This is a genomic window from Erysipelothrix tonsillarum DSM 14972 (assembly GCF_000373785.1).
Taxonomy (GTDB): domain Bacteria; phylum Bacillota_I; class Bacilli_A; order Erysipelotrichales; family Erysipelotrichaceae; genus Erysipelothrix; species Erysipelothrix tonsillarum.
Map to the genome: position 1 here is coordinate 67,565 of NZ_KB892379.1, position 12,761 is coordinate 80,325.

General features: G+C 37.6%; 9 protein-coding genes. 5 read left to right on the plus strand and 4 right to left on the minus strand.

Annotated features, from left to right (window positions below):
* Positions 1 to 119 precede the first annotated feature (119 nt).
* Complete coding sequence (locus B096_RS0106030; RefSeq protein ID WP_018579859.1) at positions 120 to 1,313, plus strand: MFS transporter; 1,194 nt, start codon at positions 120 to 122, stop codon at positions 1,311 to 1,313.
* 108 nt (positions 1,314 to 1,421) lie between these two features.
* Here the strand turns inward: B096_RS0106030 and B096_RS0106035 are convergent, their stop codons facing one another.
* Entirely contained in the window at positions 1,422 to 2,213 is a 792-nt protein-coding gene (locus tag B096_RS0106035; RefSeq protein WP_018579860.1) for a MurR/RpiR family transcriptional regulator, read from the minus strand.
* A 214-nt stretch (positions 2,214 to 2,427) separates the two neighbouring features.
* Here B096_RS0106035 and B096_RS0106040 point away from each other — a divergent pair, with 214 nt between their 5' ends.
* Genes B096_RS0106040 through B096_RS0106055 form a run of 4 tightly spaced genes read left to right on the plus strand, consistent with a single transcriptional unit; the run spans position 2,428 to position 8,972 of the window.
* On the plus strand, positions 2,428 to 5,316 hold the full coding sequence (locus B096_RS0106040; RefSeq protein ID WP_026254132.1) for a family 20 glycosylhydrolase: 2,889 nt from the start codon (positions 2,428 to 2,430) through the stop codon (positions 5,314 to 5,316).
* 18 nt (positions 5,317 to 5,334) lie between these two features.
* Positions 5,335 to 6,585, plus strand: coding sequence for a PTS sugar transporter subunit IIC (locus tag B096_RS0106045; protein ID WP_018579861.1), 1,251 nt, complete (start codon positions 5,335 to 5,337; stop codon positions 6,583 to 6,585).
* A gap of 58 nt (positions 6,586 to 6,643) precedes the next feature.
* Positions 6,644 to 8,023: a glycoside hydrolase family 1 protein gene (locus tag B096_RS0106050; RefSeq protein ID WP_018579862.1), complete on the plus strand. Its 1,380-nt coding sequence runs from the start codon at positions 6,644 to 6,646 to the stop codon at positions 8,021 to 8,023.
* Positions 8,024 to 8,036: 13 nt separating this feature from the next.
* Complete coding sequence (locus B096_RS0106055) at positions 8,037 to 8,972, plus strand: type I phosphomannose isomerase catalytic subunit (protein ID WP_018579863.1); 936 nt, start codon at positions 8,037 to 8,039, stop codon at positions 8,970 to 8,972.
* A gap of 178 nt (positions 8,973 to 9,150) precedes the next feature.
* Here the strand turns inward: B096_RS0106055 and B096_RS0106060 are convergent, their stop codons facing one another.
* From B096_RS0106060 to B096_RS0106070, 3 genes are all read right to left on the minus strand, one after another.
* On the minus strand, positions 9,151 to 10,461 hold the full coding sequence (locus tag B096_RS0106060) for a PTS sugar transporter subunit IIC (RefSeq protein WP_018579864.1): 1,311 nt from the start codon (positions 10,459 to 10,461) through the stop codon (positions 9,151 to 9,153).
* 18 nt (positions 10,462 to 10,479) lie between these two features.
* The gene (locus B096_RS0106065; RefSeq protein WP_018579865.1) at positions 10,480 to 11,640 is read right to left on the minus strand and encodes a trans-sulfuration enzyme family protein; all 1,161 of its coding nucleotides are present in this window, start codon (positions 11,638 to 11,640) and stop codon (positions 10,480 to 10,482) included.
* Positions 11,641 to 11,772: 132 nt separating this feature from the next.
* Complete coding sequence (locus B096_RS0106070; RefSeq protein ID WP_018579866.1) at positions 11,773 to 12,621, minus strand: MurR/RpiR family transcriptional regulator; 849 nt, start codon at positions 12,619 to 12,621, stop codon at positions 11,773 to 11,775.
* Positions 12,622 to 12,761 lie beyond the last annotated feature (140 nt).

Consider the following 12,761-nt stretch of genomic DNA (forward strand, 5'->3'; position numbering starts at 1 on the left):
CAACGGACATGCTTAATTTTAAAAGTCGGTTGGATAAGGACAGTGTTGAAAAGTGAGATCATGCGCAAAGGTAGATGGCTATGATATAATGAGCGGAGAAACTTTAGTGGAGGTTTGTTGTGAAGTTATTTATACAAAAACATAAAATGGGTATTTTTGTGGTGTTGAACTTACTCTTAACGATTGGGATGAATTTGGGGCATCCTGTTACACCGACACTTATGAAATCATTGGACCTACCACCGCATGTCTTTGGTCTCTCATTTGCGGCAATGTGTTTAACGAATTTCATTTTTGCCCTTGTTTGGTCTAATATCGCGAATGGCATGAAAAAATCGCGAATTCTTATGATCTCATCGATTGGTTATGCAATTGCTCAGTTATTATTTGGATTTGCACTTAATCGCTATAGTATTTATTTTGCGCGATTACTCAGCGGTATTTTTGCCGGGGGATTTCAAGTGGGACTTATGAGTTATGTGGTTAATGAAGCACCCGAAGACCGACAATCCCATTACATTACAATTTCTTCAATCATCGTCAGCGTTGGAGCTGCATTAGGGTTCTTTATTGGTGGTTATTTAGGCGATGTTTCGGTTCGTTTAACCTTTGTGATTCAAGCAGTATTACAAATCGTGCTCGGGGTCTTATTCTATGCTATCTTAGGGCGTGAAGAAACACTTGAAGAAAAGTTAGAGTGGTCCATGATTTCTGAGGCAAATCCATTAAAGGTTTTGAAATCATCTCGTTATTTAATGAAGGATATGGTTCTCATTCTGTTAATTGTGACGTTTACGTCATCAGTAGGAACAACACTGTTTGATCAAAGTTTTAATTATTACATTAAAGATATCTTTAACTTTGTGCCGAGTCAAAACGGTTTGATTAAAGCTGTGACAGGGTTGTTTGCTGTTGTGCTTAATGTGATTCTAATTCGACGTCGTGCGCGTAAAAAACAAGGCATCGAAATTGGTCTATTGAAAACCGTATTTATCGCTATGGGAACGTTAGCGATTATTGTGAGCTTCAGTCAAAGTGCCACGCCTTTTGTTGGCTTCTCACTCGCATGGTTTGGGATGTACACGGTGATGATCCCGATTCTTCAGAATTCAGTGATTTCCAATAAAAAAAGTGTTGAGGAAGGAAACCAGTTAGCGGGGCTTTATAATTCACTGTTGATGTTAGGTAAAATTTTTGGAGCATTGCTTACAAGCCTTGTTTACACACTTTTACCCGCCGCAACTTTCTTAGTAGCAGGTGTGATCTTCATAATCTCATTCTTATTCTTATTGAAACCAAAAACATCAATTTAAATAGAAACAAAAACACCTCCATTCTAAGTTTCATTTCACAATGATGCTTGTATAGAAGTGTTTTTTTTTTTCTTATTTTTAAAATTTAATTTATAAATCAAAAACGCCTCAAACAGTGGCGTTTTTTTCACGTACCAAGACGAAATAACGATTAATAAAGAAATCGGCAAATAAAAGCAGTTTATATTTCGCTGTGAAATCCGGATCATGATTTCCAATAGGAATGACATAATCAAAAGCGGACGAGAACTTCATATTACTGTTGTGGGTAATCAAAATAGAACGTGCATTGGAAGAGAGAATCGGAATGGTAATGTCTTTTTCCATGATAAGGGTACCTTCCATAGAAATGAGGATGCACAAATCATTGTCATTAAAAGTCTGAGCAACTTGAATTTGTTGATGCTTGTCAGAAATATATTGAATGTATTTTCCGCTTGAGAGCACTGCGCGTTGAATGATCGATGCAATCTCGCCGAGGATGTGTGTGGCGAAGAGATAGACATTTTTGTATTCGAAGATTAGTTTACAAAGTACGTCAATGTGATTCTTCAGTTCAAATTCATCAATTGATCGAATTGATTTAGCAATTATTTCGGAATAACTGTCCAACATATGGGTATTGAGAAAAGCGTTGTCGATCTGTAAATCATTAAATTCATTCTTAATGCCAAGGTAGTCTTGTTTCATATCATTAAAATGCTTATAACCCAATCGATTTGCAAAACGGCTTAAACTGGCTGCAGAAGTATAACAAATGGTAGAAAGCTCGTTGATTGTAATATTATCAGATACATTATTTATATTTTGCAATAAACATTGAGCAATTTGAACATCTGTATATTTTGAAGTCATCGGAGAAGTCATAATATTTTGTAACTTAAAAATAAAACCTGCCATAAATACCTCCTTAGAACATAGGTAAATAATATATTACATTTTCAACAAATGCAAATCACAAAATAGCGCTTTCATATTCAGCAAAAATTTCAGTCTTTTTGCGCGCAATGCAACATATCGCAAATTTAGAAAGCGCTTGCATTTAAAAGCGGTTGAATCAAAGGTTTTGTTTAGATACAGGTGTAAACTTTGAGTATGAAGGGAGATTTATTGGATGAAAAACAAAAAAAGATTTATATCTTTACTGCTCATTATGGCTGTACTGGTTACAAGTTTCAGTACATATACAACGCCAATTAGTGCGGCAGATACAGAACCTGTACTCACCAACGGAGATTTCGAGGAAGAAATCAATCCAGATGATATTCAACTCTACAAAGCACAACGCGTAGATGCGACGACAGGAAAAGTCAAAACAGGAAGTCATGCGATTAAAGTTGGTAGCGAAAAACCAACTGAAGACAAAGACTACCCACTTTGGTTCTTTAACGGAGGAAAAGGGTCAGCGAATATAATTATTCGTAATGTACAACCAAACACAAAATATCGTGTATCCATGAGTTTGTATAACGAGACCGGCGTTAATATGCGTATTGGTGTTCTCGACATTGAAGGGTCACGAGTACCTTTCCGTCGTGGACAACTCAAATCAGAATCACGCAACCATTGGTTCCAAACATCAAACTGGCAAGAAGCTAAAATTGATATTGTAACTGGACCACGTTCAAAAGAACTGTATGCCTTTGCGCTTACAAACTGGACGAATACAGAACAAGGAGCAGGCGTATTCTATATTGATGATGTGAAAGTTGAAAAACTTGAGGAAGTTCCATCATCTGTAACAAGTACTGTTCAATATACACCAAAAGATACTGCGGAATTCCCACAAACAATTCCAGCAATTCAAGAATTTACAGCAAGTGATCAAGGTCAATTCAATCTTGATAAGACCTTACAAGCTATCTTTGTTGATGAAGCAAACTATGATAAAGCTGAATATTTCGGCGAAAAGCTTGTTGAAAAAGGATTGGTTGAAAAATATGAAATTTTTGATATATCGGAAAAAGGAAAATCAGGAATTGCAATCGAAAATTCAGACTTGAAATTCAATTATCCAGCAGACCATGAAGGAACACGTCATGAAGCATATGAAATGGACATCGAGAATCAATTGATTTCCTTAAATGCAGAGTCGACCAGCGGGATTCAAAACGGTCTTATGACATTACTCCAAGCATTTACTCAACAAGACTTTCTACCAAACGGTACCGTAAACGACTATACCGACCAAGAAATTCGTGGGTTACAAGTAGATACGGGACGTCGTTACTATTCGATTGGATGGCTTGAAAATCAAATCGAACAAATGGCGTATCAAAAACTAAATAAACTTCAATTACGACTTAAAGATAATGAAGGACTTCGTTATGAATCTGAAGTAGCACCACAATTTATTGATACAGCGGGTGGCTACTGGACACGTGAAGAAGTTAAACATTTAGTTAATTATGCACGTCAATTTGATATTGAAATTATTCCAGAAGTAGACTTCCCAGGTCACTCCGAACAAGATGGTGTTTACTTTGATGATTCATGGGCACTTAAATCGGGCTCAAGAACTTTAAACTTTGCACTACCTGAAGTTCGTGAATACATGCTTTCACTTTATAAAGAAGCATTCGAACTCTTCGAAGCTGACACCGTACACATCGGTGGTGATGAATATTTCCAAACAGCAGGTTATGAAGATCCAGAGGGCAAGCTCACAGCATGGGCTGTTGCTGAAAGTGGCGATCCTTCTGCAAATGAATACGACGCTTTAAAAATTTACTTTAATGAAATGGCAGCGCCATTCTTAGAAGAGGGTAAACGAGTTCTTGTGTGGAACGATAACATTAAAGATGTTGGCACATCAGCAGTTACACTTGATGATCGCATCGTAATTGACTTCTGGGCTGGGACATTCTATAACTCGATTTCGGCTTCAGACACCCTAAATAAAGGGTATCAAACAATGGGATCTGCAGCGAACCTCTATCACGACCTATGGCCGGAAAATGACAAGCTTGATCGACCATTGCCGGAATGGTTCTATAGCCAATGGAATCGTTTCACATATTCAACAGGATATGGACAAGAACAAGTTTCTGAAACCAATTTATCACTTGGTCAAATGTTCCCTATTTGGGATGATGCGCATGGATATGTACCAGAATATATCTTGACACAAACACTTTATCCACGTCTAAACATCTTCGCAGATATGATGTGGGGTTCATCAACCAATACGAAAAATTATGCTGAATTCGAACGTCTAGGTTACCAAATTGGTACGGTAAAACAAGAAGGATTCAGTCAAATTGAATTAATCTACAACGAAAATGACTACGATCTTGTTGCAACTGCAATCAGTGATGAACTCGCTACAATGGACTTAGCGGTGTACAACAGTGAAAAGATTGATGCCTTAAAAGATCTCGTTGCAGCACCTGCAAACCCAGGCAATTATTCAAGCTCAATCTATCAATTAATCCATGCATTTGAAAACCTCAATGCAGAAACCCCAACATATGAAAGTGTTTCAGTACACTACCATGATGAATCGGGTAAAGAAATTCATGAACCACTTGAATTGAATCGCGATGATACCTCACGCTATTCGGTAGAACCTATCGAAATCGATGGTTACGAATATGTTAGCGTTGCACGTGGAAATGATGTTGTTAGTGGATTCTTCGATGACGAACGTCATGAAATCAAATTTACATACAAGCTTAAAAAATCAACAGAACCAGGCGGTGAAACTCCAGGTGGTGAAACTCCAGGTGGTGAAACTCCAGGCGGTGAAACTCCAGGTGGTGAAACTCCAGGTGGCGAAACTCCAGGTGGCGAAACCCCAGGTGGTGAAACTCCAGGCGGAACAAAACCGGGTGGAACAAAACCGGGGTCAGAAACCCCAGGTGTTGATCAACCTAAAGATGGTAAAGACTTACCAGGAACGGGTGTAACACCGAATAATATTGCATTAGTAGGTGGTATCTTGATTCTTGTAGGTACAACAATGTACCTCATCAAAACAAAAAAAGAAAAACATAACAACTAAAGATTAAGGAGAAGAAGTATGGATAAATTTATTGAAAAACTAGAGACCAAACTGGTTCCCATCGCATCAAAATTAGGGAATCAAAAACATCTTCTAGCAATACGTGATGCATTTATTGTAATTATGCCTTTGATGATTATTGGTGCATTTGCGGTCGCAATTAACAATATGCCAATCCCAGCATTCCAATCATTTATGGATAAAGTGTTCCCATTTATGAATGGTGATCAACCTATTTGGAAAAATTTGGGTGGCAATATCTGGTCGGGTTCATTTGCTATCATTTCACTATTTATGTCATTCCTAGTGGCATACAATCTGTCGAATGCATACAACATGAATGGACTCATTGGAGGTGCTACTTCAATGGCATCCTTCTGTGCTATCGGAGGACTTACAGGAGCAGATGCAATGGGTTTAATCTTTGCGCTTCTTATTTCCCTTCTATCTGTTGAATTACTGCGTTTTCTAAGTGGGAAAAAATGGCTTCGTATCACGATGCCAGAAGGTGTTCCTCCAGGGGTAGCAGATTCATTTACAAATATGCTCCCAATGATGATCACTGTATTTATCTTCTCATTAGCAAATACATTGCTCATTCGTATAGGAATCGAAAATGTTGTTCTTGCATTCTATGAAGCATTCCAAGAACCATTTATGAACTTAACAAACTCATTACCATCAGCAATTATTATCGCTGTGATTCCACCACTCCTTTGGTTCTTCGGATTGCATGGAGCGAATATGATTGAACCCTTTATGCAATCGATTAATGTCACAGCTATTGACGCAAACATTAAAGCGATTCAAGCGGGTAATAGTGCACCTTATATCGTTAGCAAACCATTCTTTGATGCTTTCGTTAACTTAGGTGGTACAGGAGCCACGATTGCACTGATTATCGCAATCTTCTTAGTGGTTCGTAAGAATCAACAATTCCGTAAAGTTGCCGAGTTCAGTGTGGCACCAGGATTATTTAATATTAATGAGCCAATGACCTTTGGATTACCAATTGTTTTAAATCCAATTCTGTTCATTCCATATATCCTTGCACCTGTTGTCCTCACAATTATTGCTTATGTGACAACATCCATTGGACTCGTACCGGCATGTACCTTTGTCTTACCATGGGTAACCCCACCTGTAATTGGTGGATTCCTTGCAACGCAAAGTGTCGCTGGAGCAATTCTTGCTGCAGTCAATGTCGCGGTTGCGGTCTTAATCTATTTACCATTCGTTAAACTTGCAGACAAACATGCAAATATCTAAATAATAACAAAAGGGTAAAAATTTAAATTTTTACCCTTTAATTTGAAAGGAAGGAACAATGAAACAGTATAACTTTCCAAAAACATTTTTGTGGGGAGCCGCATCATCGGCACCACAAACCGAAGGTGTTTACCGAGGGGATGGAAAATCCCCAAGCACCTGGGATCAATGGCATGAACAAGACCCCGAACGTTTTTATGATGAAGTTGGTCCAAACAGAGCATCTTCAGTGTACGAACATTACAAAGAAGATATTCAGTTAATGAAAGATATGGGCTTAAATTCTTACAGAACTTCAATTTCATGGACCCGTCTTTTACCAGATGGAAAACATCTTAATATGCAAGCCGTTGAATACTATCGTGATTACTTCCAAACCCTAATCGATCATGATATTAAACCTATTATTAATCTTTTCCACTTTGATATGCCTTGGTGGATGATGAATAAAGGGGGGTGGGCGAATAAAGAAATTGTAGATCATTTTGAGTATTATGCGCGCGTATGTGTTCAAGAGTTTGGTGATCTTATAGATTGTTGGACTACATTTAATGAACCCATCGTACATGTGGAATGCAGTTATATGTATGGTTTTCACTATCCTGCAATCGTAGATTTTAAGAAAGCAACACTTGCTGCATATCATACGATGCTTGCACATTCAGCCGCGATTAAAGCGATGAAAGCCGTGAAAGCAGATATCGAAGTAGGGGTGATTTTAAATATCACGCCTATATACGCTAAAAGTAATGCTCCAGAAGATCTCGAAGCAGCTCGCATCGCAGATTTATTAAACGTCTATAGTTTTTTGGACGCGATGGTTATGGGTACGTTTAAACAGGAACTTGTTGAAGTGCTCCGTGAAAATGAGTTGTTATGCGAAACGACGGAAGATGAGTTAGCGATGATTAAAACTTATACAGCTTCGTTTTTAGGTGTTAATTATTATCAACCTAAGCGTGTACAAGCACCGAAGGTTCAAACTCATAAACCAGCACTAACGCCGGAGGACCTCTATATTCCATATGAAATGGAAGGGCGCCGGATTAATCCTTATCGTGGATGGGAAATTTTCCCTGAAGCACTTTATGATATTGCAAAGCGACTTCAAGAAGATTATCACGAGATTCCATGGTATGTATCTGAAAATGGAATCGGTGTTCAGGATGAACAACGTTTCAAAAATGCTGATGGGAAGATTGAGGATCAATACCGTATTGAATTTATACAAGAACATCTTAAGTGGCTTCAAAAAGCAATTGATGAAGGTGCGAATTGTTTTGGATATCATGCTTGGACCTTTGTTGATTGTTGGTCATGGCTGAACGCATATAAAAACCGATACGGGTTCATTAGTTTGGACCTCAAGACCCAAGAACGTACGCGAAAAGAAAGCAGTTATTGGTTTGAGTCATTTATCAAAGAACAAATGAAATAATTGAGGTAAAAAGATGATTAAATTAGAACCATCATTGAAACATTATCTTTGGGGTGGGGAAAAATTAAAAGAATATGGTAAAGTATCAGAATTTGATACGATTGCGGAAAGTTGGGAAGTATCAACCCATCCAGATGGCTTATCGTTTATTAAAGGTACACACAAATCATTTAAATCGTATCTTGAAGTCAACGGACGCCATGTCATGGGTGCCCATGGCGAATCGTATGAAGAATTTCCATTATTGATTAAATTTATTGATGCTGCGAAGCCGTTGTCGATTCAAGTTCATCCCAATGATGAATATGCATTAGAGCATGAAGGACAGTATGGTAAAACGGAAATGTGGTATATTCTCGAAGCGGAACCACAAGCATATATATATTATGGGTTTCAGGAACCTGTTTCAGATGAGATGTATCGTTCAATAGCTGAAGATGGTACCATTCTTTCTTATCTAAATAAAGTATCGGTTCAAAAAGGTGATGTAGTATTGGTAGAATCCGGTACGGTTCATGCATTAGGGCCTGGTATTGTGGTCTGTGAGATTCAACAAAATTCAAATGTAACGTATCGCATCTATGATTATCAACGATTGGAGAATGGGAAGGAACGTGATTTACACCTAGATCAAGCGATAGCCGTTACACATTTTCCAAAGCATTTATCGCTTGATTTTAAACGTTATCCAAGCGAAATTAAAGATGGTAAAACCATCATTGCCCTTGAAAATCATGAAAAATTTAAGGTGTGTAAAGTCATTCAAGATGGCACATTTAAAATCCGAGGGTCAAGTGATAGTTTTGAAATTATCATTGTACTTGAAGGAAAGCTTCAAATTAATGATAAAAAGGATGAATATATTGGTAAAGGGGATAGCGTATTCTTTGATGCGAATGAATCGTATATCATAAGTGGACAAGGAATATATCTCAGTGTAAAGATATGATAAAGAATAGGGTTTAAATCCTTCTCTTTTGTACATAATTCTATATTTTATTAAGTTACAAAAAAACCTCCTGTATCTTGAATCATTGTTTGATGATCCATGTACAGGAGGTTTTTTATTCTTTACAGAAACTACAACAATAGCAGTTACTGCGAAACTATTTGCTTAAACAAATTGATTAATCGGATAAAATGCTAGCTTGCTTACTGTTTTCAAGTGCTGTCTCTTCTTTAAGTTGTTTATTGTCTAAAGATTTAAAGAAAGGATAATAGAGAACAATATCAAGCGCTAGAACTAAGAATTGCAATACAACGGCACGTAAATCCCAGTTTGTCGCAATAGCACCACTGAATCCAATTGGCATTGTCCATGAAGGATTGATTCCCACAGGGATTCCTACAAGACCCGCTTTCATTACTGCATATACCACTAAAATATTAATAATAGGAACAAAGATAAACGGGAAAATCATAATAGGGTTTAATACAATTGGTACACCGAACATCAGTGGTTCATTAATATTGAAGAGAGAAGGCACGATGCTTAACTTTCCAATTGCTTTTGACTGTTGACTCTTCCCTCTAAACACTAATAGAAGCGCTAAGGCCAATGTTGCACCACCGCCACCAATCCAAACAAAATTTGTTAAGAATGGATAACTAACAATATTTGGTATTGCTTGTCCGGCTTCAAATGCAGCACGATTAGCATCCATCATTGCATACCAGATTGGATACATTACTGCACCTACAAGGTCCGTACCATGAATTCCAAGGAACCAAATAATCGAAGTAAGTGCTACGGCAATAATTGTACCTCCGAGTCCACCACCAATTCGGGTAAGCGGAATACCAATTAGGGTGGTCACAACATCGTGAAGTCCACCAAAGCCAATTACTTGAACAAGACGATCTAACAGTGCCCAACCAAAAATAATTGCGAACCCTGGAAGGATTGACGAAAATGCGTTGCTTACGCCGGTTGGAACTGTTTCCGGCATTTTAATAGTCCAATCGCGTTTGGCGAAAATTCGATAAATTTCGACGGAAACAAGGGCTAAAACAATGGCTGTAAAGAGACCACCACTACCGAGTTTTCCATAATCGATACCCGCAGCACCTTCAATATCCAAAATATGTGGCGTAATGATAATAAATGAGGATAGCGATAAGACGCCGACGGAAACATCAGGTAACTTATAGGTCTTTGCAAGATTATAAGCGACACCAAATGATACAATAAGGGCCATAATTCCAAAACTACCTTTGGTAATTTTCCCAAGTACTTCATCAATTTGACCAAAGTTATGAAGGGTTTCACCCCAATTTGGGAAAGGTAGGTTACCAAGTACAAGTGAAATCGATCCGATAATGATCAGTGGCATTGCCATCGACATACCGGAAAAGACTGCATTAAAATGCTTTTGACCCGACAGTTTACCCGCATAGGGCATAATCTTTCTATCTAAAAAGTCATTGATTTTATCCATAATATTCTCCTTAATATTCTATTTTCCATAGGCGCAATCAAGCGCTTGAATGACATCATCCACAAGAATTTGTGGATTTTTCAATCCTATAAATAATCGTGTATGTGTAATATCTAAACCTCTTTTTTCGATACTATCTTGATTGTCACCTTTGTAGACTGGAAGAACCATACTTTCATAACCTCCCCAGCTTACACCAAGTAAATACTCGTTAAGAGCATTCACAAAGCATTCAAGTTTTTCAATGTCTTTATCCACTAAAGTTATTGCAAGTAAACTCCCATACCCCTCAAGAGTTTGCTTTGCCAGTTTATGTTGTTGTGAATAAGGGTGATATATTGTCTGAATCCTTGGGTCTTTTTTCAAAGCATCTATAAGATAAACAACATTCTCACTGTGTTTCTTCATTCTTAGTGGTAAAGTTCGAAGTCCTCTTAGTGCTAAAAAAGACGTAAAAGGACTACAAGTAGCACCGAGATAGACAAAACCACTTTTTTCAATGGCTTCGACGAGGTCTTTACTACCAATTAAAGCTCCGCAAACAATATCTGAGTGTCCTCCAATATACTTCGAACAAGATGCAACCACTAAATCAAAACCTGATTCTAAAGGGCGTTGAAATAGGGGCGTAGCCCAAGTGTTATCGATGACTGAAATAATATGATGATTTTTAGCGATTTTTGATATAACCTCTAAATCCACAATCTCAAATTTCTGCGTCGAAGGACTCTCTGTATAAATTACTCGTGTATTTTTTTGTATAGCGCGTTCAATGGCATGCGCATCTAAAGAATTCACAAGCGTATAAGAAACACCATACTGTTCTAAGAATTTAAGAAAAGAGAGGGTTGTCGAATAAATTGTATTTAATATCACAACATGATCATTAGAACTTAGTAAATGAAACAGTGTTGCGCTAATCGCCCCCATGCCGGAAGCAAAAACTTTACATCGTTCGCCACCTTCTAATTGAGCGAGTTTGTGCTCGAGTTGTAGGGTGGTCGGATTACTTCCGCGTGTATACATGAATGAATTGAGTTCATCATGACTCGCACGGGAATAAGATTTAAAACTATCGAAATAAAACGATGACGTCATAACAATCTCTGGTGAGGTTGCGTGATAATTCATAGTATTAGGCTCGATATCAAAACAAATATCTTCTAGATTCTTTTTCATAGTATGTTGTAAGCCCTTTCGTGTGTCCATCGTAAATAAAAAAAGCACTTGGGTAAAGTGCTTTAAAGGATTGCGATATATATTTTCGTGTTATGTTGTTATATTAATTAAAATCACGAAATAATGTATCAATTACTTATTTAAATATTGTTTTCGGGTCTTGTTGATGTGTTTACCGTTTTTATCGGCATTTTTTTGATAAATGGTTGAGTAGATGACGTCAAGGGTGTATTCAATGACAACTTTGGAGTAAAGAGATCGCATTATAAGATCCTCATTTTCAAATTCAGGGATTTTAATCACAACGTGGGCGTACCGTGCTAAGGGGCTTTTTTCATGTGCGGTGATAGCGATAATTGGCACGTGATTTGTCATAAGAATCCGAGCATCATTCAATACTTCGGCCGTAGTTCCGCTGTAAGAAATCACAATAACGACATCGTTCTTTGTCGCTTGTGCACATAAAAATGTCTGCTCGGGTTGTAGCATGGCGGTTTTGATATAATAATTAATTTTAAGCATATTATTTGTGAAATCGGAGAGCCGAATAAAACTATCACTTATCCCAATCCCTAGAATATTATCGGCATTGATGATGAGTGATACGGCTTCTTTTATTGTGGAAGGTTGCAAACTTATTTGTGTCATAGCAATTGCATTCCGCTGCAGCGTCCCAATTTTATCAATCATGTCTAACTCGGAATTTTGATTTGTAAACAAACTAGAGTCCGTAGTTTTATCAGTTAACAAGTGCATATTAATTGTCTGTTGGAATCGATATCGAAATTCTTTGAATCCGGATACACCGAGCTTCTTACAAAATCGGGTTATTGAAGCGGGAGACGTATGGGTGTTCAGTGCGAGTTGTTGGATTGAAATGGATTGAACGAGTTCAGAATTATTCATAATATAATCCGCAATAGAGCTCTCTAAATCAGTCAATGTATCTTTTTGTGTTAATGCATCGTATAAAGTTGACATTGTGACACCTCGCTTTAACGCAAGTATAACATTTAATGATGTAAATAAGTTATAGAGAGAATTGCGAAATTATTATAGAGTGCCGCAGAACATTTCGTGAATAGCGCATATTATATTGTTATATTTGATGAGGGTTGCAG